Below are 24,779 nucleotides of genomic sequence, written 5' to 3' on the forward strand. Positions count from 1 at the left end.
CTTATCATCAAGGCTCAGTCTTTTTGTTGTACCTATTTCAATCTATATCTTGCCACTATTCACTTAACTAGGACGTTCTATTGTAAATTGTTGTGCTAGACCTGCATAATTATTGCCAGCAAGACGAGCAACAGGCTTGAGTACATCTGCCCAAATATAGAAATGCTCTGCATCTACTACTTTTTCATCGAAATGATAACAAATAATACGCACAAGCAGTAAATCTTGTACGATTTCGCCACTATCATTGCTGATCGGTACATGTTGCTCTAATACACATTCAAAACGGATCAAAGCTTCTTCAAGCCCAGGCACTTTTATTTTTTCGCTAGGAACTGTATGAAGAGTCGTTAATTCAAGTTCACTTTGATCACTAGGCAGTGAAGCCGCAGTATGATTCATTTGCTCGGTTAACTCTTCATGCACGATATGAACCACCAACTCTTTATTTTCGATCACATTACGTGCTGTATCTTTCATTTCTCCGCTTTTACGTACAATAGAAATAGAAAGCATCGGTGGATCAGAAGCAACGATATTAAAATAACTAAATGGAGCTAGATTAAGAACTCCTGTATTTGATTGACTGGTGACAAAAGCGATCGGTCTAGGAATAACAGAACCGGTAATTAATTTATAATTATCTATATTGGTGATAGATGTTGGATCGATTGTAATCATAATCATTCTCCTTTTTCTTCTATTAGATGTAAGCATACTTTTATAAGAGTGAGTATACTTTTATATTTTAAACTAAATTACGATTTTCTTACCAAAACTATCTTTGATGATGATAGAAAAAAGCCAACCAAACTCCTGAGAACAGGAATTCAGTTGGCTTAATCACCTAATTACATACCATGTTTGACATGAACACGTTTGATAAACAATGCACATACCAGACCGATTGCTGCAATCACAACAGCGAAGATAAAGGCATGTTGCACCCCTACTGTAAATGCTGCTAATATATTCGATGGATCTTTCGGATCAGCAACTCCACTCAAGAAGTTAGAACGACCTGCGCTCAAAATACTAACCGCCAGTGCTGTACCGATAGCTCCAGCAACTTGTTGAAGTGTATTCATAATCGCTGTACCATCTGGATAATATTCACGTGGCAACTGATTCAGACCATTGGTCTGTGCTGGCATCATAATCATAGAGATACCCACCATTAGTGAAGCATGTAATCCAATAATTAGACCTACTGGAGTAGTAGAGTGAATTCTAGTGAATAAGAATAATACAATCGTTGCGATAGATAGACCGATAATCACTAACCATTTTGGACCAAATTTATCAAATAAACGACCCATGACTGGAGATAAGAAACCATTCAATAGACTACCTGGCAACAATACAAGACCTGCACCCAATGCAGTCAAAGCCATACCTTGTTGCAAATAAAGTGGCAAGATCAACATCGATGATAAGATCATCATCATACAGATAAATACAAGAATCAGACCGATCGTAAACATCGGGAATTTAAATGCTCGCAAGTTGATCATGGGTTGCTTCATTTTCATCTGACGGAAGCCAAATAATAATAGAGATACAACACCCAATAATAAAGTTCCGATCACGACAGGGCTTCCCCAACCGCCAGATCCTTCTCCTGCACTACTGAATCCGAATACGATACCACCGAATCCAAGTGTAGATAATACAATCGATAGAATATCTATTTTAGGCTTCGTGATTGTCGATACATTTTCTAAGAACATCACTCCAAAGATCAAAGCAATCACTAGAAACGGCAACGAAATCCAGAAAATCCAGTGCCAAGTTAGATTCGCTAAAATCAAACCTGAGATTGCAGGGCCAATCGCTGGTGCAAACATAATAACTAGACCAATCAAGCCCATCGCTGCTCCGCGCTTCTCAATCGGGAAAATAATCAGAATCGTATTAAATAGCAATGGTAATAATAATCCAGTACCAACTGCTTGTAATACACGAGCAATCAACAAAATTTCAAAGTTAGGTGACAAAGCAGCCACAATCGTACCGACTATTGAAAAGGTTAAAGAAGTGATAAATAATTGTCTTGTACTGAACCACTGTAGCAATAATCCAGATACAGGAACCAGAATACCTAATACCAATAAATATCCTGTTGTTAGCCATTGAATCGTTGCTTCATCTACACTAAGTAATCCCATCAAAGAACTGATAGCTACATTTAATGCAGTTTCACTGAATAAGCCGATAAATCCACTTAATAGCAATGAAATCATAATAGGTAATACTTTGTACTGTTTTCTTTCGGGCTGACCTTTGATAGCATCTGCATTCATACTTACGTCCACGTTTCCATCCTCCTAAAACTTTCTCTATCTATGGTTTATTTTGTTAATACAGCCGTTTTCATGATCGCAGATAAGTAATCTGCGGCAATCAACATCGGTTGTTTACTTTGATTGGTTAAAGAAATAATCAAAGCACCTTCCATCATTGATATCATCAGTAAAGCAGCTTCTTTGGCACGAACTTCTAAAGCACCTTCTTGTTGCAAACGTTCTGCGATCACTTCTTGCCAATCTATAAAAACATCCTGACAAGCGGATCGTAGTTTGTTACTTATACATGACGTTTCTACTGCTGCCCAGAAACTAAAAGGCAGAAAGCCAGTAAACCCGGATTTTTCAGTATCATCTGCCATATCGCGAATAAAAGCTTGGATCGCGTCCCCTGTTGTTTGATGTTGTTCAAAAACATCTTTGAACTTTTCCAATACATGATGATTGGTTTTCTCAATACAGACATAGGCTAATTCTTCTTTACCATTCGGAAAATAATGATACAAAGAACCTTTAGGCGTATCACTTTCTTTGATAATCTGACTTAACCCTGTAGCATGATACCCTTGTGAAAAGAAAAGTCTCGCAGCTGTCTCTACGATCAGATCGCGTGAGTTAGACTTTTCAGCCATATGTTCACATCCTTCAAATTCATTATAACGATCGGTCTATATAATTAAAACGGTTTTCGACCATATTGTCAATTGTTTATTTTGTTCTTTCTTTTCATCACAATTTACTTTGATTTATTCTTATCGTTCTGTAGATAGATGTCGATAAATATCAATAATATCGTCCACAGGCATTCGCACAAGACTGCTGGAAGATGGAGCTACAAATTCTCGCACACCTTCTATAATAGGTTCTTTTTGGAATCCCCATGACGCTTTGGCACGTTGACTGTATTGCAGATATACGCCTTTGCCTACAAAACAAGCAATCTGAGGTTGATATGTTTTCAGCTTTTCTCGTAATTGTTGACGCCCTGTTGCATATTCTTCTGCCAAAATATCTTCGGCTCCGCGTGTAGGACGGGAAACGATATTTGTAAATCCATACCCTATTTCTAATAAATCATGATCTTCATCCGGTCTATACAATCGATCGGTCAAACCAGATTCATGCAGGATTTTCCAAAATCGGTTACGTGGATTCGCATAATGATGCCCTACTTCTCCTGATCGCAGACTTGGATTAAACCCGATAAATAAGATCGATAAGTCTTTTTTTAAATGATCTTGCACTTCTGACATATATAGCCCTCATTTCCTATAACATTTTTTCCTTTTTTTCGACAAAATATATACAAAATATGAGTCTATCGACCGATATATATTTTAACAGCTTCACTATTACTCATTTATCTTCTTAAAAGTTGACCTGACTCTTACAATTCAAACGGCTTTCTAAAAATATATAAAAGCAAAGGAATGATTAGCATGATTAAATTAAACGAACAAGAAATTTATGCTGTCCTTCATAAACAATTAAGCAAAAATTTCCCTATACAAACATTTGACCTTCGTTATAGCATCGAAGCAGACCAACGCTTGATCGATGAAAAAGGATCGGTTCAGCTAACTAACAAACATTACTGGGTTAAAGTTATGGAGTGCACATACCCTACTCACTCCCGTCCTATTCTAATGAGCGAAATTATTTACTTTTTGAGACAAGAATATATGGACAGTACGATTCGTGTGTATTTGCAACAAGATTCTCTTGGTGTTGTAACGGCTTCAGCAGAGATTTCTTTTCAAGATGCTGTAACATTAGAGCCTGAACAATTGAAAAACTTGATCGATATCGCTTTGATTAGCAAAGACAAAACATGGTTTGATGAATTAACAGCGACGTACTTGAATCTAACTCGTCCACTTCCAAGTCATACTTCGATCTAACAATCAAATACGCATGTTACGATCTGTTTACCCTACAGGGGTCTTTTCCCGCCAGAAAAGACCCCTGTTTTTTATATAGAGATTAAATGGTATGATAAGAATTAAAAACGGTTAAATGATACATATCTAAAGGAGGTACATGTATGGACCCAAATCAACCTTACCATCCACCCGGCAATCAGAATCCTCCCCCATTTGCCCCTTACCCACCACAATATCCGATGACCAATAACGGAAAAGCAATTGCAGCACTGGTGTTAGGCATTTCTTCTTTAGCTGCTTTGTTAATGTTACCTGGCTTAGGAATTGTAATTGGTATCTTAGGCATTATCTTCGGGATTCTTGCACTTAAAGAATTAAAAACACGTAGACAAGCAGGTCAAGGTATGGCGATAGCAGGCTTAATCTGTGGCGCTTTAGGAACACTGATTCATTTGATTATGATTGCTTTTATCGTATTTGCTTTTATTGCTGCATTAGCTTATGGAACAAGTGAAGGTTCGTATAGTGAAGATTCTTATTATAACGATAGTGTCGAAACAGATATCAACACCGATTCTTTTTACTAATCACTAAAATAAAGTCAAAAGCATGAAAAAACCGGTGCAGATACGCATCGGTTTTTTGTTGATTCACTCACTTTTTTGATCAAACCAATCTATTGAAGTCAACACGTTTAAGAAGCTTCACTATAAAATCGCACTTGAATATTTGAAGGATCAGTCAACCACAATTGCCCTTCTTGTTCTTCTACAGGGATACCGGCTGCTTTGGCACGTTCAGCTATTTCTTGGATCGAAGCTTGATCTGGCATTTTCAATGTGTAATAACTAATACCTGCCGCATTTGCCGGAGCTACAGGAGCACCAACACCTGCCCATACATTGAGTCCTAGATGATGATGATAACCACCCGCAGAGATAAACAATACACTACGATTATCTGTAAGCATAATTTCAAATCCTAGTATATCTACATAAAACTGACGAGCCGCTGCTAATGTAGGCACATGGAAATGAACATGTCCAATGATGGTACCTGCGGGCAAGCCTGTCCATTCTTTGCCTTCAGCCAGTGCTAGTAATCCATCTACATCAACAGGATCGGTTCCCATAATATATTGTCCATGTTCGTCTTTTTGCCATGTAGAACGTGGACGATCTGCATAGATTTCTATTCCATTGTTATCAGGATCATTCAAATACAAAGCTTCACTAACCAGATGATCGCCTTGCCCGATTTGTTGATTGCGCATAGCCAAATTACGAAGTACTAATCCTAAGCTTGTACGATCAGGCACAAGAATCGCAAAATGGTATAGTCCAGCAGCAGATTGGCGTGGTAAAATTTGAGCATTTTCGATTTCTTCTAGTTGAAGTAGTACCGTATGTCCGTCCGCAGTTAAGTCTGCTGTTGTATCGTCTTGACGTAATATTTTAAGTCCAATAACCTCGGTATAATATGTTAATGAACGTTCTAATTGGCTAATACGAAGTTTGACCAGACCGATTTGAAGGGCTGGATGGATAACAGAAGTATTCATAGGAAAGTCCCTTTCTTTTCAATAGTTATTTTATATAAGTATGTTACCATTTAGAAAGTAACTATGCAAGTATAAGTTAATATAAATGGAGTATATGTAGATGTTTATTATAGATCGTTATTTAAGAGAGATCATAAAAAAAGTGATCTTCGAAAAGATCACTTTAGGTCGTACTTTTAGTATTTACAATACGTATTGAGTATACGTCATGGCTTAACGATTAGTTATTCAAATCAGGCTCTGTTCCCCATACAAGATCACCTTGATAGTACACCGCTACTTTATTCCATTCTGTTAATTCAGAAGTATCTTTGTAGGAATAATCATTTGCCTGAGAAGAACCGCTCTGATTTTTCTGGATTGTAAATGTCATTGGGCCTGTTTCTCCACCTGCTCTAATAATGCCTGCTTCTGCATTAAACAGCAATTCGATATAGCTGTCTGCTTGCGCGTACGTTTTCTCCAGACTCACAAAGTTAGGCTCGATATTTCTAGAACCAAAGCTTACGTTAGTTGCCGAGAAGTTTTTGGCGGTTAAATCTTTTCCACCATTAAAATAGTAACGAACACGAATATCACTCAAGTTCACAGGTGTACCGCTAGTATTCATAATATTAAATGTAGGTTGGATGATATTGCTGTCTGTACCTGCTGTTGTACCTGATTTGTATTGCAAAACGATCGAATCTTTAACATTTCCAGACATTTCCATCGGTGTAGCTATTACAGGCATCGACAATTGACTTATTTGTCCATCACCGTATACTGCATTGACTACATAACCATAGATTTGTCCATTTGTGACTGAAGTGTCAGTGTAGACTGCATCTGTTACTCCTGTGGTCAAAACAGTCGTTTCGTTTGCTTTGACACTGTCATACGTATTATTCATTACATTATAACGTCGTACGTTATAACTTTTAGCATTATCAACAGGAGCCCATGTCAAAACGACTTGTTCAGAACCTGCACGAGCATTGACTTGAGAAGGTGCGGCTGGAGCAGAAGGCGTATCCCAGTTAATATCGTTTTTGACTACATTGCTTTCAATTGCGGCATGAACGTTAGGCACCACAAGAAAACTTCCCGCCGTTGTGCCTAGAATAGTAGCAGCAAGTATAAGTGAAGCTTTTTTAGATGTGTTTCCCATGAATCGTATACCTCCGTATGGTTGTTTTTAAATATTATTGCTTGGCAAAAATGATTGGTGTCTCATCATGCTGTTAAGTATTCGGCTCTATTCTTCTATGTTGGTATGATAGTAATATTCTATCCTCCTTTCGCATTTATTCTTCTATACATTGTTAGGAAATAGTGGTTACACAACTTCTAACAACAGAGCCTCGTGAAAGATTATTAAACAGTAAGTATTTCGCTTAAACACATGAATCAACAAAAAGTAACATTTTTGTCATTGTACATAATCAACGTTATCATTTCAATCGTCAAGAAAATGACAATTCCTATGGAATCGATAGAAGGTAAAAAAAGGCATAATAGAATAGAACAATCTTACATCGGTAGAGGAGAATATCCAGTGAAATCATTAGTAACTTATCTATCTACACTCAATCTACGCAATTCTATTAGCATGGCTTCTTTGGTGATTGCCTTAGTGATAATCACCGGTTGTAGTACATCTCAATCAACATCTACCCCACCAGCGGAGTCAACAAGTACATCTATACATACCGAACATTCTATGTCGATGGATCATATAGGCACAACAGCTATTGCTCCTGAAGGTAGTGTGTCCAAGCGCCCTGCTCAGATCACCAGAACACCTCAGACGATCAAAAGCAAAACGATCAACTTAATTGCACAAACGTCCTATTTAGAAATTGAAAAGGGAAAATTTTTACCGGTATGGACATTTAATCATTCGGTACCTGGCCCACAGATCGAAGTGATGCAAGGAGATACCGTTAATATTCATTTAAAAAATCAACTTAAAGTGCCTGTTTCTCTTCATGTACATGGGGTAGTGTTGCCGAATGATATGGATGGTGTTCCAGGAATGACGCAAGATGCGATTCAACCGGGCGAAAGCTTTACGTATACATTCAAAGCGAACCATGCAGGCACATACTGGTATCATTCTCATCAAGATAGCTTAAATCAGATTGGCAAAGGGTTATATGGCTCTTTTATCGTCAAGCAAAAGCAAGATAATGTTTCCGCTGATCATACACTGGTATTGGACGAATGGTCAGATCCAAATACCGTTGTTCCTGCAAACGAAAATAATACATTAGCTATCAATAGCAATATGGGTGCTTATAATATCTATACTGTCAATGGACGAAGTGGAGACGATATTGAGCCTATTGTTGTTCATCAAGGTGATCATGTGCGCTTACGATTGATTCATGCCGGTAATATGACTCAGACACTATATATCCATTCTTCTGCTTATCGTGTAACAGCAACAGATGGACAAGATATCAATCAACCTCAGCTATTAAATAATGGATTACTGGTTATTGCTCCTGGCGAACGTTATGATATCGAATTTACAGCAGACCAGACAGGTCTAGCATGGATAGGTATGGTCGGAAAATCCACATTGGCGCAATCTGTTCGGATTCCTATTCTAATTAAAAAGGCTAACACTACACCTACTTCTACTGAAATACAGCAACAGATTAGTGCACAGCGAAAACAGATGACATCTATTCCAGATATCACCCAACCATCGCTTGATCTTACGACGTACGGTCAACCAACCAAAAGTGAGTTTACATTATCCTCTACATTTGATCGTGAATATACGTTAGATTTGGATATGGGAGTTATCGATGGTAAAATGTCATATACGATTAATAAAGAGGCTTATCCTCAAGTCAGCCAGCTCAAAGTTAAAACAGGTGAAGCGGTCAAAATAACATTAATCAATGAATCCAAAAATGAAGATCATCCTATGCACCTTCATGGTCATTCCTTTGAAGTATTATCTAAGAATGGACAAGCATTAACAGGATCACCGATCTGGAAAGATACCATCAATGTGCGTCCCGGTGACACTTATGTCATTGCTTTTCGTGCAAATAATCCGGGCATGTGGATGGTGCATTGTCATGAACTCCATCATGCAGCTATGGGTATGATGACTGATGTCATCTACGAAGATTTTGAATCGCAGTATCATCCTGATCCAGCAGCAGGCAATATTTCCGAGTAAGAAGTTTTTGCTATTTTTGATATTCGTTACATTAGTGTAAATAAAATCATAAGATAATTGTTTATTATAGTTATATTCTCCCCTTGTAGTAGATAGTGAGAACATGTTCATGCTCAAATGAACTTTACACTTCAACTAGAAGGGATTTTTAATTACGCTCCAAATACAATATACATTCAATGTGTATAATCCTATCAAATTGTGTTTTACACATACCGATGTAGTATGATAGATAGGAATATAAAACTATCCAGATCTACATCCCTTTACAAAGAATATCGTATGTGAAAATAGGATAAGCTAATATGCTGTACTTACAAATCATAAGTTTAATCTGTCTAAAGGTGGAGTCGACGACACAATGAGAGAATCGCTTCGAAAGCTTAAAATTCTACAATTATTCACCGCTTTATATCGTGCAAAAATTATAAGGATACTTATTCCTGTAGCTATTCTAACTATTATTTTTGTATACGGAAGACATGAGATTCAAAATATCAATTTAGCTAAAATTATTCATGAATTACGTATGATGCCTGTTCATATCGTGATTCAATTGGTCATTGCTTCTTTTATCGCTGTATCGGCAATGAGTACTTACGATTATTTAATACGAAAGCAGTTTAAGCTTGATGTCAATTGGAAAACGACTTATCGGTATGCATGGATCGCGAATACATTTAATAATATGATCGGATTCGCAGGTCTTACCGGTGTAGGCTTACGTACATTACTGTACAAGAAAAGCGGCGTCCCGATGAAAACGATGGGTGCAGCCGTATTGTTCTTATCTCCTATTGTATTAGTAGGATTGTCTTTACTAGGCTGTTTGACGTTGATCGGTGTGTTTCCTGTTGAACCTATTTTTCAGGAGCATCCGTGGCTTCGATTAGGGGTATGGGGAGTTTCATTATATCTACCGTTCTTTTTGTTAATGCAACGTTCTTCATTATTTGCGAAATGGTTCCATAAAGGTGATGGCAAATTGCCGTGGAAAGTCATTGCTGCTTCAGTTGGCTCTTCTGTACTTGAATGGGCTTGTGCAGGTACATTATTCTGGCTTTTCGCTTTTTATGATCTGAATCATTTACCGTTTGCTCCAGTATTCGGTGTCTATGTAGTAGCTGCGATTGCAGGGATTATCAGTATGGCTCCTGGTGGTATTGGAGCATTTGACCTGATTGCTTTGCTTGGATTACACACGTTAGGTGTTGATCCTTCACGCGCGCTAACGATTTTGTTATTGTTCCGTATTTTCTACTTTGTTGTTCCCTGGTTGATTGGTCTGGTATTGGCTGCTTTTGAAATGAGTCCAAGCAGTAAGCAAATGCGTGAAATGCTAACAACCAGTCTGGATGCTTCACGCAACACATGGGTTAAATTTTGGGGATGGCCTTCTCAATTTGGCTTACTAAGTGATCTAGGTGCATGGGCGCTGGGTAAATTAGTTTTTGCCAGCGGCGTTATTTTGCTATTGTCCGCGGCAACTCCGGGCTTGATCGATCGTTTGCGTTTTATGGAACATCTATTGTCTTTACCTATTATGCGTTTTTCTGAACAATTGTCTGTCATTATCGGAATTATGCTTATTATTGTATCTCGGGGTATTTCGCTTCGTATTCGGCGTGCGTATTTGCTGACAGGAGCGTTATTGTTAACAGGAGCTATTTTTACTTTTGCCAAAGGATTCGATTACGAAGAAGCGATTATTTTGCTTATCGTAGCATTGGTACTATGGGTATCACGTGCTCGCTTTAATCGTGAAAGTACCAGTATTTCGATTCGGAGTATCTGGATATGGGCGTTACTTGCTTTTATTTCAGCATTATCGTATTACATGATTGGTACTCATATTCATCCTGCTATTTTGCGACATTTGCCATTACGTGCACAACACTGGTTTTTAGACCCGCACGAATATGCGGTTACAGCAGTAATTGGATTTATCGGTGCTTTGATTTTGATAGCATCTATCTTCACTCTTCGTCCGCATCGTTATACAGGCGTTCGTCCAGATGAAGCGCAGATTGAAAAATTCACAGCCTTTATTGATAAAGAAGACGGCAATCTGCTGACTCATCTTCTGTATCTGGGTGACAAAAACTTTTACTGGGCGCAAAATGATCAAATCTTAATTCCTTATTCTCGTGTACGTGATAAATTAATTGTACTCGGCGATCCGATCGGAAATAAAAATCTGGTCGGGGCAGCTATTCAAGAGTTCCAAAGTTATGCTGACCATTATGCTTTAACTGTTGTCTTTTATCAGGCGGCACCTGAATATCTATCGATCTACCATGAAAATGGTTATAACTTCTTTAAGCTTGGTGAAGAAGCGCTTGTACCTTTAGCTACTTTTACGTTAAGTGGCAAGAGTAACCAAAATTTGCGAACAGCCAAAAATAAATCAGATCGTGAAGGTCAGACATTTGAAGTATTGTCTCCACCTTATCAAGCTGATCTATTAACAGAGCTACGCCAGATTTCTAATGAGTGGTTAGGTGATCGTAAAGAAAAAGCTTATTCGTTAGGCTGGTTCAATGAACCGTATATTCAGCGTTCTCCATTAGCTTTACTTCGTAATGCCGAAGGTCAGATTTTGGCATTTGCAACACTGGCTCCTGCTTATGATCAGAATCAAGTGATTTCGATCGATCTGATGCGTCATTTAAATGATACTCCTAATGGTACGATGGATGTATTGTTTGTCCGCTTGATCGAATGGGCGAAAGAACAAGGGTATTCTTATTTCAATCTAGGGATGTCTCCACTTTCAAGTGTAGGCGAAAATCAAAATGCACACCGCGAAGAAAAATTAGCACGTCTGGTGTTCCAATATGGTGGGCACTGGTATGGATTTGAAGGATTACGCCGATACAAAGAAAAATTTTCTCCTGAATGGCAAGCGAGATATCTAGCGTATCCAGCAGGCATGGCGCTTCCTATTCTTACGCTTGATCTGGTACGCCTGGTCTCCCGTCGTCCTGAACAAGCTGAATCAGTGTAATCGATGATCTTCATCCCTTTGTATCCTTGTACTAACAATAGGCACATATAAAAACACAAAAAGCTCCGAACTCACCATACAGTGGATTCGGAGCTTTTTTATACAATATGGTAGGTAGCGATTGATTATTTTACTTCTTCTAATTTAGTGATTGTCATCGATTTGATTTTATCATCACCAGGAATAGCTTTTTCAGTATACTGGAAGCTTACTTTAGATTCTTCTTTCAGACTTCCTGCTACCGTTTGAGCTGCATCACTTAATTGGAATACCATAGGTTGACCATTTACCATAATCTCAGCAGAATGTTCGTCTGCTAATCCTGTAAATGTACCTGTTGCACTTTTCGTTTCAGCCGCAGAAGAATCTGTAGTCGTGTCTGTAGCTTCGTTGTTATCGTCTGCTTCTACACTTTCTTCTGTGGTTCCGGCTGTGTTATCGTCTGTAGATGGGTTGTTCTCTACACTTTCAGCCGAAGAATCATCTGTCGTTCCTGTAGCAGGTGGTGTTACCTCTGTCGTTGTGTTAGTTTCTGTAGTACCAGTGCTACCATTTTCAGCAGGAGCTGTTGCTGGTTGCTCCTTATTGCCACATGCCGCCAACATTAGAATGCCGACTAACAAGATTAATGCAAATGGAGTCCGTTTCAGTAGTAATTGAATATTTCGTTGCATCATAAATGCACCTCCTCAAGTAATGTAACGCATAACTGTGGCAAAAGTTGCAAACGATCACCTATTCAGTATCCAAGCGTATATAAAGATCATACCAGATTGACAGCACTCCGCAAAATTTTTGTCATTTTGTAGAGATCACCTTCATATTTGAAATGACTAGCATTTCGTTACTATATACAAAAGGGACTGCTATACTGGTCTATCTTTGCGCCAGTACAGCAGTCCCCTAAAGTATTTATCTTGATGAACAGTATATTAAGGAATATACTGCTGTACGATTTTGCTCACTTGTCCATCTTTTACTGTAATGTGATACGGGAATACCGTAGGATCAAGTAGATCAGGTTTTTGGAAGATCGCATTTAGCTTTTGAATACTAACAGGCTCATCCCAATTGGTATCAATATCTTTCCATTGACCTGTATGATCGTAAATTTGCATCAATACTTTTGGATTAGCGGCTACTGCGTAATTATATGTTTGTGTATCATCGTTAGTAATATAATAACCATCAGGTGCTCCGTCAATTCCACTGTTCGGGTTTTCTTTATTAAATTCAACATTGGCTGCTTCTCCAAGATACCAGTTGATAGGATCTACTGTAAGCTCATACTTGCCATTGGAGTCACGCTCAATCTTATTAATAAAAACAGTGTAAGTTCCATCTGCCGGTACATTAGCCTCTGGTGTATACGTATCTGCATATACGCTTTGTGTAACTGTAGCAGCATCGGCTGTGACCGTTCCTGAAGTCTGAGTCAAGCTTCCAGAAGTCAAGAGGATCAATGAAGCAGCCCCTGCACCAAAAATACCCATCATCGTTTTAAACATCGCTTCATCTCTCCTTAAAATGGTCGGTCAGCTCAATAGACCGCCAACAATAATGTATTGGTAACTGTTTTACTGTTGTGTAGCCTTCATTACCCGTATTACATACTTGCAGAAACATGTAACTTTTTTCCAATTATCGATTAAAGCACAATTTTTGTTTGGTTAAGTCTACGTATATGCTTTACTTCTATATTCAGTATACTGCAATAATTTCATTCAAAAGTTGCAATAAAGTTAAAAGTGAATAACAAAATTAATACCTTGTCCTAATACCTGAAACTAATCCTTTTGCAGAAGTTTATGGTCAAAAGATTAGAATTGTAGGATGCGGTTATATATATCGTAGTACACCACATACAACGAGGAGGAATTCATAATGTCAGAAGAATCACATATCGTTAAAAAAGACGGAGAAATCGCAACAGGCCAGGTGGAAACTACACTTAATCGTTTGAGTGATGATCAAAAAGAAGACATTTTAAGCAATTTTGAATCGTTCAAATCTTACTTGGGTAAACGTATTCAGCTAGGTGAGTCTATTGGATTAGGCGAAGAAAAATTAGCTAAAATTGCTCAAAAAGTAGCTGATTACCTGGCTACTCATGAAGAACCTCGTAACCGTGAAGAGAAATTGCTATATGAATTGTGGAAAGTCGGCGACGAAGACCAACGTCACAAACTAGCTCACTTGTTAGTGCGTATGGTTCAAGCAGACAAATAAAACAATTTGTCATTTATAGCTTTATCAAAATTCTACTTTTATCGATAAATAATAGATACATCAAAAAAATCTGCTTCTGAATCATCAGTGCCTGATCGTAGACACTCTGACTTCAAAGCAGATTTTTTGTTGGAATCCATAAGAGATCGTTAACGATTGCGATAACTTGATTTGCTACGCCATACTTTACGTTCGATTTGTTCATAATGATAAATGCCTAACTCCATCAAGCTTTTGGCGAGTGATATTCGTGTAAATACTCTATGTACTACAACAGCAATCAACACTCCTAATAAAGCTCCGGCAAGAACATCTGTAGGATAATGTACGCCTGTCCAGACTCTAGCAATCGCTATACCTGAAGCAAGAATCAACCATACCCAACCATCACGACGACGGAATAACCAGATTGTCATTGCAATCACAAATGCACCTAACGCATGATTACTTGGAAAAGAAGCATTAGCTTCATGATGAACCAACTGAAATACTTCATGATCTACAAAGGGTCGATCTCGATAAAATAATTTGCCTAATATCCAGCTTGCTGTAAATCCGATCAATGCCGACAATAAAGCTTGTGTGATCATACGGCGATTGGCATGTGCGCGGGTAAACCAATATATCAATGCTCCAATCACAAAAAACACCACAGCATATTTCGATAAAAATAACATCAGTGGATTGATAAATGAAAATACTTCTGCTCCATCATTAATCCAGCGAAAAGCTTCATAGTCTACTTGTGAAAAATTCAATTCTTGTTCCTCCTTTATATCCCAGCCTATTATTTTAAAGCAACCCCCTCCTTTTATCAACTCTGTGTAAATTTATTGTAAACTCAATGTAAAAAACCACTTCATCTAGAGACTAGATAAAGTGGCATAGAGCGCATGTGTAACTATTTATCAAATACCTTCTATAATTCGTTTGGCTCGTCTATTTCCCTCATGTATCACTTCTTGCTCATCCAGTGTTAACAATTGACGGTGTTGCATCAGAATCTTGCCATTAACAATCGTAGTATCTACATCTGCTCCATTGGCGCTATAAGCAAGTAGAGAAACAATATGATGGACAGGTTGCAAATGAGGGCGATTGAGATCAATAAGAATCATATCTGCTTTTTTGCCCACTTCTAATGTACCGGTCTCATGGTCAATCGCTAATAATTTGGCACTTTCTATAGTAGCCATTTGCAATGACTGATACGCAGGCAATACTGTTGGATCTCCATGGTCTAACTTTTGTAACCATGTGGCTGCTTTGATCTCTTGAAACATATCCAGTGTAGTAGCACTTCCTGCTCCATCTGTACCTAACCCTACTGTAATTCCTTGTTGCATCATTTCAGTAACAGGTGCAATTCCACATCCCAATTTCAAATTACTTACCGGATTATGAATTACACCTCCACGCATTCCTTTAAGATATTGAATATCTCGTTTGGTAAGATGAACACTGTGTGCCAGCATTACATGCAATTGCTCAAATAATCCTAACTCATATAGATATTGTGTTGGGGTCTGCCCATAATGTTCACGAATAGTTACCACTTCTTCTTTGGTCTCAGCAAGATGGATATGAATCGGCAACTGATAATGCTCTGCTAGCTTAATCACTTCTCTTAATGAATCTGGTGGGCACGTATATGGAGCATGAGGGCCGAACATCGTAGTGATACGTCCATCAGCTTGTCCATGCCAATTTTCTACCAGTTCTATCGCTTCTCGAATACGTGCGCCTTGATCATCTTCTTGAAAGACCAATCCGCGTGTTAAAGAGGCTCTCATCCCTACTTCATCTACTGCTTGAGCAATTTGATTCATATGCATATACATATCGGCAAAAGCGGTTGTACCTGAACGAATCATTTCCGCCATCGACAATTTGCTTCCCCAATACATATCTTCTGGAGTCATTCGAGCTTCAGCAGGAAACATTTTCTTTTCTAACCAATCCATTAATTTGAGATCATCTGAAAATCCTTTTAACAAATTCATTGGTGTATGTTGATGTGCATTGATTAAGCCAGGCATTGTCACCATATTCGTACCATCAATCTCTTGTACACTGTCGTGATTCATCAATTCTAGAATGGTAGGATTGATCGCTTGCTCATCTTTAGGAATAATATGCTCAATGCGATCATTGTGGATCATAATATCCCCAATAAAAGGAGCTTCTTCTTGATTCATAGTCAAAATAGTCGTGTTACGAATATGGATACGCATGGTTGTATTGCCTCCTGTATAGTAAGATCATGTAACCCTATTCTCACCATACACATTGACGTAACGTTAAGGTCAACTAAAAAAATCTTATCCCAATCTATATCAGATTAGAATAAGACTTTACATAGCAATATTATAGAATCGTGATGACGTTTATTCCAATTTAAATCCGCCGCCATCTCCTTGAGTTTCATTAAAATCTACAGAGAAGCCAACTTCTGTTCCACTTCCAACTTGTTTGATATTCCATTGTTCAAAAGTTCTAGAATTGCTCCAACCAGAAGATTCTGCTAACCATGTATACGATATCTCAGAAAAGTTTTTAAGGATGTACTCACAAGTAAGCCCTGACCCGTAGACTCCAATACGATATTCATTGCCTAATACTTTAAACGTATCAATCACTTTTTGAAAATAATGATGAACAAACTCGCTTAGATCGTTTGGAGACGCATCGAAATCGACAGCAAAGTAAATCGTAGAATCTTTTGGTTGTCCAATCGTATTTTTAGCGTAATCGTAAGCAGATCTAGCATCGCTTTCTCCTACTTCTTGCGAGAAATATGACACCGATGTAGGATATCCATTTTCCCAGACAGCTACAATATACAGCCCTGCTTGAGTGAGCGCTTGCGCTTCAGTCCTGGTTAAATTTTTGTGGGGATTATTATGATTGTAATATCTACCAATAAAATGATATCCTGCTTGCTTTAACTCTAGTGCTTTTTCTTCACATAACGCTTCGGTATCAATACCTTTGTCTGTTGGACGTCCTTCAGTTGGATTCATAGACATGTATCCCCTTTGTGATCAGATAGTGTACCAAAAACAAAAAGTACTTGTTAATATGGTGATTGTAACATTTTTCCAGTTAGAGTTGTACTATTATAAATTAGACAATCTTTGATTATGAATGCCACTCAAAATCTTTTTCCAAAATAGTCTGTATAATAAAAAAGCAGTTCTCACAATACGTGAAAACTGCTTCCGTTCTATTGCTTCTACTCTATTTCTGTGTTCTGTACATCTATTTAGTCCTGCTTATATAATCGATTCTCCAATTTCCAATACAGGAACTTCGATTTTCACTGTATCGGGATATTTAATCCCTGCTCCTGTATTTAACACAACTACTGATTCATCAGAACCAATCCAACCTTGTGCAGCCAACCGTTTAGCCGCAGCAAATGTAGCTGCTCCTTCAGGACATACAAATGCGCCTTCATATTCAGCAATATGTTGTTGCTCTTCCAACAGTTCTTGATCTGAAATAGCAATTGCCATACCATCTGTCTCATACAAAGCACGCAATACTAAAAAATCGCCTAGCGCTTTGGGTACATTAATCCCAAAAGCAACAGTAGTGGATTGCTCCCAGAATTCAGAACGCTCTTTCTTTTCTTCCCATGCTTTGACAATCGGGGCGCATCCTTCTGCCTGGACAGCGACCAATCGTGGTAATTTACCTGCTAACCAGCCGATTTCTTTCAGTTCTTGTAGGGCTTTATAAATACCGATCAGACCTACACCGCCACCGGTTGGATATAAAATAACATCTGGCATCGCCCAGCCTAATTGTTCTGCTATTTCTAAGCCCATCGTTTTTTTGCCTTCAATCCGATAAGGTTCTTTGAGTGTAGAAGCATCATAAATCTGATCATGTTTTACTTTTTCTGCGACCATTTTGCCTGCATCACTAATCAATCCATTGACCAAAAATAATTCTGCACCAGACAACGCCACTTCAGTACGCGTAATAGCAGGAGCATCTTGAGGCATCACTATCGTTGCTTTGATACCTGCACGAGCAGCATATAGCGCCCATGCCGCACCTGCATTACCATTTGTGGGCATCGCAAATTGCTGAACACCTAACTCTTTGGCTTTGGAAATGCCTACTGCTGCTCCTCTTGCTTTGAAGCTTCCTGTCGGGATCAAACTTTCATCTTTCATATATAAATGATTCAATCCATAAAATTCACCTAATTTGGGCATAGGAAGTAAAGGAGTCATTCCTTCTCCTAACGTAATGACATGATCTTCATGCTGTACAGGTAATAATTCATGATAACGCCATAGATCATGATTGCGCTCCCGAATAGCCGATCGTTTCACTTCATTGCGAATACGTTCTAAATCATACCGTACTAATAATGGCGAACCACAGGTACAAAGTTGTTGAATTTTATTTGCATCATACGTTGTATCACATACCGGACATTCCAAATGAGAAACATAACTGTACATCATCATGGATTCCTGCTTCCTGTTATAATTTGCAAATCAATACTACAAATCATAACAGTTCTCTAGGTCTTTGCCAATTAATCTGACATGTTAACTTGGTTATTGCGTGTTAGTGATACATATATTGATTGTATAGATTTAAATAGATACGATAGTGTAAGTTATACTAATCGATATTTTAAGCTTGTAACTGTTTAAATTCACTAGGACTGATTCCGTAATACCGTTTAAATATTTTGCTGAAATGTTCAGGAGATTCATATCCTACACGCTCTGCGACTTCATATCTACGTAGATCTGTTTCTAACAACAAGTTACGACTTTCTTCCATACGTAACTTGATTACATACTCCCATAGATTAAATCCCGTCGTTTTTTTGAACAGATAACTTAAATAATTAGGGCTAACATGGTTTTTTTTGGCTACATCATGAATAGTTAATCCTTTTTGTCCATAACACTTTTCGATATAGGCTTTGACTTGAGAAACGATCAAATTGTACGTATTTTTTCCTTCTTTGCTTTCGCTGACTTCGATCCATTCATGCTTTTTCCAGTGCATATTTCCATAATAAAAAACATGATGATCTGGATATTGAGTATGCCACATTAACGCTTGGTGAGCTTGTATATTTAATTGATTGATAAATTCATACCCTTTCAAAATCTGACTGATCCCGATAACATTTGGAATATGCAGATAATGATCTATATGGCTATGCAGTAACTGCCCTAATTGATTTAATTGACGAATCTTATGATGCCATCCTTGAAGATACGATGTCTCATCCCATTGAATAATCATATTAATTTCACACTCATCCGTCTCAAAAGTAATACTATTCCACTGATTGTGTACCAATTCGACTGCCAGATTCATCACCGCATAATTGAGTAAATATTGATCTTCTACCGTAAGAGTCATCTGATTAGCAGTAAGCGGTTGATATTGAATTTTGATCATAGCATAATAAGGGCCTTGCAATCCTAACGACCGATACTCAGACTCTTCTTGAGGTACATACCCATTTGAAGCAAATAACTGATTTAGTTTGATATGCTTTTGAATAGGATGTCGTTGCATTTGAAAATGATTGCAGTGAGACCAGTTGACATGTTCTATTACCGGTCTAGAGATAGTAGAATGTAACAACACTTCTCGTACTGAATCTACAAACAGCTCCAGATCAAGCGGTTTGATTAAGTAATTTTTAACACCCAAGCGAATAGCTGCCTGTGCATATTCAAACGTATTATGTGCAGAAACAACTATAATTTCGATAGAAGGGTTGATCATTTTCACCTGTTGCATATCATATATTCTATCCAACCCTTCTACTTCTAGATCTGTAATCAATAGATCGATATCGTAGTCACGAATATAATCCAATCCCTGCGAAAATGTATTTGCCGAAAAAATATGTTGGATATTGAGCCCAGAATGTAATAATAACGGACTTATTGTTTCGATCATCATTTGGTCATCATCTAGCATCAGAATGTTATACAAGTATGTATCCTCCTCAGATGTAAGATCTATACACATATCCATAATATACCAGAAGTTTAAGCGCTTTAACATACTTAAAAATAAAGTAATCAAAATAGGAATCATAATTCATTGTAAATCCTACAATTACATCATTCCAAAACACAAAAAGACTAAAGCTTATGCCTTAGTCTTTTCTAGTCTATTTATCTGGACATCATATAAGTTAAATTACAAAGTACTTTACAATTATACAGTTACATTTACTGACGTTTTCGATTCAAGCATTTTATTTTTTTGCTCGAATTTTTTGTTATGTGAAGAGACATAAGCTTGACTGTAAGCTTCAGGCTCTAAGTATTTTTTGGCACTATTGACAGCGGCTGCACCTTCAACAAATGTACCTGCAATTAAGTATAATTTGTTCGTATATTCTATCAAATCTCCTGCGGTAAAAATACCTGGTTGAGTAGTCTGACGCTTCTCATCAATAATAGGACGTCCATTTTCATTGACTTCTATCCCCCAGCGTAGGAGCGGACTAAGATCACCCATCATTCCATGATTCACAATGACGGCATCTACAGGTAAATGACGTACTTCTCCTGTTTCTACATGAGTGATTGTAATCTCATCAATTTGAGTACCATTATGACTTTGCACAGCAGTTAGACCATAAGGTGTTAGTACTTCTTTACACGTCTGCTTCATCGTTACTACATTTTTTTCATGTCCTCCAAATTCGTGACGACGATGAACAACGGTTAGACTGGCTGCAATCGGCTGTAGTGCATTTGCCCAATCTACCGCAGAATCCCCACCACCTGAGATCACCACATGCTTCCCTGCAAAAATATTCAATTCTTGTACCGTATAATGAAGATTGGTTACTTCGTACCGATCTGCGCCTTCTATTTCTAATTTGCGCATCGTTGGAATCCCATGTCCCATCGCCAAAATAATCGTTTTACTATAATGTTGTTCTCCGGTAGCCGCAGTAAGCAACCAATTGCCGTCTTCAAGACGCTCGATATCCGCTATTTTCTGATTAAGAACAACGGTTGGCTCAAAAGTCATTGCTTGTTGAATCAAGTTTTCGATCAGTTGCGCTCCACTTAAAGGTGGTAATCCGCCTACATCCCAGATCATTTTCTCAGGATAAATCAAAATTTTACCACCTAATTGCGGATTGTATTCAATAAGTTTCGTTTTCATATCTCTCATTCCACTATAAAAAGCACTGTATAATCCTGCGGGGCCACCGCCTATAATTGTTACATCATATAAATCTAATGTATTCGTCAAAACAGTCACTCTCCAATTCGATAAAATATTCTTTCTTTTCTTAATTGATAATGATTATCATTATAGATTAGAAAATGAACAGTTTCAACATTATCTAGAAAATAGATATCATTTAAATTTTTTAAGTTTATGATTAATATTTTTGAAAATAATAAATAGTGAACATTTGGGTAGTTAGCCGAATTGTAAGCGATTAAACGTAACAACAATCGTTATATCCATTTTGCCATATCAAAAATATTCAGCTATAGTCTAGTAAGTATATAAGTATAAAGAAGTAGATTACAGATAGGATGGATTTATGAATGAGAGATAAAGTTGTTATTCCGTTGTGGGCAGCTGGTATTTTTCTAGTGGTCATGAACACAACGATGTTCAATGTTTCTTTACCGCGTATTCTTGCTGATTTACATATCAGTTCTTCTCTAGGTTCTTGGCTAATTTCAGGATATTCTATTGTATTTGCTTTATCCGTTGTTATTTTTAGTCGCTTGTCTGACTGGTATCCTGTACGTAAATTATTAATGGTAGGAATACTGCTTTTAGTCGCTTCATGTGTGATCGGATTTACTGCTAATAATTTTCCGATGGCGATGCTAGCTCGTATTTTACAAGCGGCTGGCGCAGGGCCGATGCAAGGATTAGGGCTTGTACTTGCAACACGTTATGTTCCTAATGATCGACGAGGCAAATCGATTTCTCTGATTGCAGCCGGTGGTTCGCTTGCTTTCGGTATAGGGCCAGTATTGGGTGGATTTTTAACAGATAGTCTAGGATGGAACTCGTTATTTTTGGTGACAGGTTTGATTGTTTTACTTGTACCTGCCTATTGGAAAATGCTTCCTTCTGAAAAAGAATTCTCTTTCAAAAAAGATCAAAAGTTCGATATTGTAGGTGCAGGATTATTAGTGATTGTTATCCCTTCTCTACTATTAAGTATCGGACGCTTATCATGGGTTAACTTATTGATCGCTATTGTAGCTTTTATTGTACTGGTCTTTCATTTACGGCGATCGTCCAATCCGTTTATTTTACCAGAGCTATTCCGCAATACCGCTTATCGTAAAATGCTCTTTATGTCATTTTGCTGTTTTGCGATTAATTTAGGAATGGTATTTCTTATTCCATTAGTGCTTAATCAGGTATTCGGTCAATCCGCTTCTTTTAGCGGTTTAATGATATTCCCGGGTGCTATATTATCAGCAATTATGACCCCTATTATCGGTCGATGGATCGATCAGTATGGCAACTACCGCTTATCGTTTATCGGATATATCATTATGGTGGTGACTTTTGCAGGCTTGATCGGATTTTTAACATTGTCACCTTATGTATTGATGGCTGCTTATATGTTGCTGGCTTCTTCGTTCTCAGCCGTAGGTGCTTCTTTACAAAATGAAGTGTCTCGTATGCTTCCACGTAAGCAATTATCATCAGGTGTAGGTGTTTTTCAATTAACTCAATTTTTCGGTGGGGCTACAGCAACGGCTGTTTTTGGATTATTAATCGCGCGCAATCCGTTTGAGTCGTCTTCAGGAATTTATCGCATGAATTATGTGGTGTTGTTAACGATGACTGTGTTGTCATTAATCATGCTAATCTGGTATATGCGTAGCAAACCTGCTGAACCTGCCGATCATCATATCAAAATTTAGTTTGATAGTTATAGTGTAGATGTTGTAAAAACTGCCAATATCGCTGGATAGACAGCTTTTGTTGGCAGTTTTTCTTTTTATAGTGTGTAATATCTTATTTTTTGGTATGCTGAATGGTGAACTCTATTACATAGTTAAGGTGGGAAACGGTGAATGTCTATTTTATCGCATCTTTCCTGGATTTTTATTGCGATTAATATCTTTTTCGCTCTTTTTATTGTGTTTTTGGAAAGGCGCAATATTGGAGCTACATGGGCATGGCTAATGATACTGGTCTTTTTACCGGTAGTTGGGTTTATTGTCTATTTATTTTTTGGTCAGAATTTGAGTCGGGTCAAAAAATTTAGATTACGCAAAGAATTCAGGTCGATTATTGAATCTGTTGTAGAAGATCAACGTCAAGAATTTCATTCCAGAAGTTTCTCGTTTAATGATCCTTCAATCGGCCGTTATCATGAGCTGGTGCATATGAATTTAATTAGCAATTATGCCCTTTACACACAGGATAATGAGGTTCGTATTTTTGCAGATGGCAATGAAAAGTTTGATGCTTTGTTTGAAGATATTGCGAATGCCAAGCAGTATATTCATATTCAGTATTACATTATTCAGCGGGACGAATTGGGTCGCAAGTTGATTGATGCACTCACAGTCAAAGCTCGCGAAGGCGTTACCGTACGTCTAATTTATGATGCGTGGGGTAGTTCCAAAGTAAACAAGAAATTTATCCATGAATTACGCGAAGCTGGCGGTCAAGCTGCTGCCTTTTTCCCACCGAGTATTCCCAAAGTCAATTTCAAGCTTAATTATCGCAATCATCGCAAATTAGTTATTATTGATGGAGATTGTGGTTATATTGGTGGCTTCAATGTAGGCGATGAATATCTAGGCAAAGTCAAACGATTTGGCTACTGGCGTGATACTCATTTACGTGTAGAAGGCTCGTCTATTTTACAAATGCAGACTCACTTTTTGCGCGATTGGCATCTGGCATTGAATACACCGATGTCAGAAGATTATTCATTGTTCGCTGTGACCAAGCCGTTTACCGGTAATATCGGCATGCAGATTGTATCGAGCGGCCCGGATAGTAGTTTGGAAACGATTAAGTATTCGTATATCAAAATGATCTATGAAGCTAAAAAAAGTATTATGATTCAGACACCTTATTTTATACCGGATGAAAGTATGATTACCGCGCTCAAAGCAGCGATGCTTTCCGGTGTTCAAGTACATCTAATGATCCCCAAAAAACCAGATCATCAAATGGTCTACTGGGCTTCATACTCGTATTTACGTGAGTTGTTAGAACTGAATGTTAGTTGTTATTTGTATGAAAAAGGATTTCTTCATGCCAAAACGATGGTCATTGATGGTACGATTGCTTCGGTTGGTACAGCTAATATGGATATTCGTAGTTATAAGCTGAACTTTGAAGTAAATGCGATTGTGTATGATAGCCAAACAGCTACCAAGCTAGAAGAACTGTTTTTACAAGATATTTTGGATAGCAAAATTCTTACACTGGCTGATTACGAAAATCGTCCGTTGTATCAACGCATGCTTGAATCATTTGCTCGTCTGCTTTCTCCTATTTTATAAAACAAAAAACTCGCTTTCTTCTGAATTCTTTTTGTGAAAGAATGTTCAGGTTGAATAGCGAGTTTTTTTAAATTTCTATC

Annotated in this window: 21 protein-coding genes; 7 read left to right on the top strand and 14 right to left on the bottom strand. The window is 37.8% G+C overall.

The annotated features are described in order from the left end of the window. Positions 1-63: 63 nt before the first annotated feature. The 4 genes from ACFSGI_RS11485 to ACFSGI_RS11500 all read right to left on the bottom strand — a co-directional run bounded on the left by ACFSGI_RS11485 (position 64) and on the right by ACFSGI_RS11500 (position 3,559). Positions 64-681 carry a flavin reductase family protein gene (locus ACFSGI_RS11485; RefSeq protein ID WP_204824263.1) on the bottom strand — a complete coding sequence of 206 codons (618 nt, stop codon included), beginning with the start codon at positions 679-681 and terminating at the stop codon, positions 64-66. Between the two features lie 170 nt (positions 682-851). Further along, positions 852-2,303 (bottom strand): DHA2 family efflux MFS transporter permease subunit, encoded by a 1,452-nt coding sequence (locus ACFSGI_RS11490; protein WP_204824998.1) that lies wholly within the window; start codon positions 2,301-2,303, stop codon positions 852-854. A 47-nt stretch (positions 2,304-2,350) separates the two neighbouring features. After that, positions 2,351-2,938, bottom strand: a complete 588-nt coding sequence (locus tag ACFSGI_RS11495; protein WP_204824264.1) for a TetR/AcrR family transcriptional regulator — start codon at positions 2,936-2,938, stop codon at positions 2,351-2,353. A gap of 120 nt (positions 2,939-3,058) precedes the next feature. After that, positions 3,059-3,559 (bottom strand): mismatch-specific DNA-glycosylase, encoded by a 501-nt coding sequence (locus tag ACFSGI_RS11500; RefSeq protein ID WP_204824265.1) that lies wholly within the window; start codon positions 3,557-3,559, stop codon positions 3,059-3,061. Positions 3,560-3,745: 186 nt separating this feature from the next. On the opposite strand from ACFSGI_RS11500, the gene ACFSGI_RS11505 reads away from it, so the two are divergent. Together ACFSGI_RS11505 and ACFSGI_RS11510 are read left to right on the top strand one after the other, a co-directional pair. Next, positions 3,746-4,207: an IDEAL domain-containing protein gene (locus ACFSGI_RS11505; RefSeq protein WP_204824266.1), complete on the top strand. Its 462-nt coding sequence runs from the start codon at positions 3,746-3,748 to the stop codon at positions 4,205-4,207. 143 nt (positions 4,208-4,350) lie between these two features. Further along, positions 4,351-4,776, top strand: a complete 426-nt coding sequence (locus tag ACFSGI_RS11510) for a DUF4190 domain-containing protein (protein WP_204824267.1) — start codon at positions 4,351-4,353, stop codon at positions 4,774-4,776. Positions 4,777-4,883: 107 nt separating this feature from the next. On the opposite strand, the gene ACFSGI_RS11515 is transcribed toward ACFSGI_RS11510, so the two are convergent. Beyond that, on the bottom strand, positions 4,884-5,750 hold the full coding sequence (locus ACFSGI_RS11515; protein WP_204824268.1) for a VOC family protein: 867 nt from the start codon (positions 5,748-5,750) through the stop codon (positions 4,884-4,886). 220 nt (positions 5,751-5,970) lie between these two features. Beyond that, positions 5,971-6,900 carry a cellulose binding domain-containing protein gene (locus tag ACFSGI_RS11520; RefSeq protein WP_204824269.1) on the bottom strand — a complete coding sequence of 310 codons (930 nt, stop codon included), beginning with the start codon at positions 6,898-6,900 and terminating at the stop codon, positions 5,971-5,973. A gap of 315 nt (positions 6,901-7,215) precedes the next feature. Between ACFSGI_RS11520 and ACFSGI_RS11525 the strand changes: the two genes are divergently transcribed. Together ACFSGI_RS11525 and mprF are read left to right on the top strand one after the other, a co-directional pair. After that, on the top strand, positions 7,216-8,931 hold the full coding sequence (locus tag ACFSGI_RS11525; RefSeq protein ID WP_379283244.1) for a multicopper oxidase family protein: 1,716 nt from the start codon (positions 7,216-7,218) through the stop codon (positions 8,929-8,931). Positions 8,932-9,292: 361 nt separating this feature from the next. Then, the gene (gene mprF, locus ACFSGI_RS11530; protein ID WP_204824271.1) at positions 9,293-11,938 is read left to right on the top strand and encodes a bifunctional lysylphosphatidylglycerol flippase/synthetase MprF; all 2,646 of its coding nucleotides are present in this window, start codon (positions 9,293-9,295) and stop codon (positions 11,936-11,938) included. A gap of 125 nt (positions 11,939-12,063) precedes the next feature. On the opposite strand, the gene ACFSGI_RS11535 is transcribed toward mprF, so the two are convergent. After that, positions 12,064-12,615 carry a hypothetical protein gene (locus ACFSGI_RS11535; RefSeq protein WP_204824272.1) on the bottom strand — a complete coding sequence of 184 codons (552 nt, stop codon included), beginning with the start codon at positions 12,613-12,615 and terminating at the stop codon, positions 12,064-12,066. A gap of 255 nt (positions 12,616-12,870) precedes the next feature. After that, positions 12,871-13,446, bottom strand: coding sequence for a hypothetical protein (locus tag ACFSGI_RS11540; protein WP_204824273.1), 576 nt, complete (start codon positions 13,444-13,446; stop codon positions 12,871-12,873). Between the two features lie 376 nt (positions 13,447-13,822). Here ACFSGI_RS11540 and ACFSGI_RS11545 point away from each other — a divergent pair, with 376 nt between their 5' ends. Then, complete coding sequence (locus ACFSGI_RS11545; RefSeq protein WP_204824274.1) at positions 13,823-14,167, top strand: DUF3243 domain-containing protein; 345 nt, start codon at positions 13,823-13,825, stop codon at positions 14,165-14,167. A gap of 149 nt (positions 14,168-14,316) precedes the next feature. Here the strand turns inward: ACFSGI_RS11545 and ACFSGI_RS11550 are convergent, their stop codons facing one another. The 6 genes from ACFSGI_RS11550 to ACFSGI_RS11575 form a co-directional block, all read right to left on the bottom strand. After that, positions 14,317-14,925: an undecaprenyl-diphosphatase gene (locus tag ACFSGI_RS11550; RefSeq protein WP_379283248.1), complete on the bottom strand. Its 609-nt coding sequence runs from the start codon at positions 14,923-14,925 to the stop codon at positions 14,317-14,319. 150 nt (positions 14,926-15,075) lie between these two features. Next, the gene (locus tag ACFSGI_RS11555; protein WP_204824275.1) at positions 15,076-16,401 is read right to left on the bottom strand and encodes an amidohydrolase; all 1,326 of its coding nucleotides are present in this window, start codon (positions 16,399-16,401) and stop codon (positions 15,076-15,078) included. A 153-nt stretch (positions 16,402-16,554) separates the two neighbouring features. After that, positions 16,555-17,190, bottom strand: coding sequence for a DUF1906 domain-containing protein (locus tag ACFSGI_RS11560; protein WP_204824276.1), 636 nt, complete (start codon positions 17,188-17,190; stop codon positions 16,555-16,557). A gap of 252 nt (positions 17,191-17,442) precedes the next feature. Then, on the bottom strand, positions 17,443-18,651 hold the full coding sequence (locus ACFSGI_RS11565) for a threonine synthase (protein ID WP_204825000.1): 1,209 nt from the start codon (positions 18,649-18,651) through the stop codon (positions 17,443-17,445). A gap of 175 nt (positions 18,652-18,826) precedes the next feature. Next, positions 18,827-20,158 (bottom strand): helix-turn-helix domain-containing protein, encoded by a 1,332-nt coding sequence (locus tag ACFSGI_RS11570; RefSeq protein WP_204824277.1) that lies wholly within the window; start codon positions 20,156-20,158, stop codon positions 18,827-18,829. A 228-nt stretch (positions 20,159-20,386) separates the two neighbouring features. Next, the gene (locus tag ACFSGI_RS11575) at positions 20,387-21,442 is read right to left on the bottom strand and encodes an NAD(P)/FAD-dependent oxidoreductase (RefSeq protein WP_204824278.1); all 1,056 of its coding nucleotides are present in this window, start codon (positions 21,440-21,442) and stop codon (positions 20,387-20,389) included. Positions 21,443-21,747: 305 nt separating this feature from the next. Between ACFSGI_RS11575 and ACFSGI_RS11580 the strand changes: the two genes are divergently transcribed. Then, a complete protein-coding gene (locus tag ACFSGI_RS11580; RefSeq protein WP_204824279.1) occupies positions 21,748-23,097 on the top strand; it encodes an MFS transporter in 1,350 nt (449 codons plus the stop codon). 153 nt (positions 23,098-23,250) lie between these two features. Further along, entirely contained in the window at positions 23,251-24,699 is a 1,449-nt protein-coding gene (cls, locus tag ACFSGI_RS11585; protein WP_204824280.1) for a cardiolipin synthase, read from the top strand. The last annotated feature ends 80 nt before the right edge of the window (positions 24,700-24,779 follow it).

This window comes from Paenibacillus nicotianae (assembly GCF_042681745.1).
Lineage (GTDB): Bacteria > Bacillota > Bacilli > Paenibacillales > Paenibacillaceae > Saccharibacillus > Saccharibacillus nicotianae.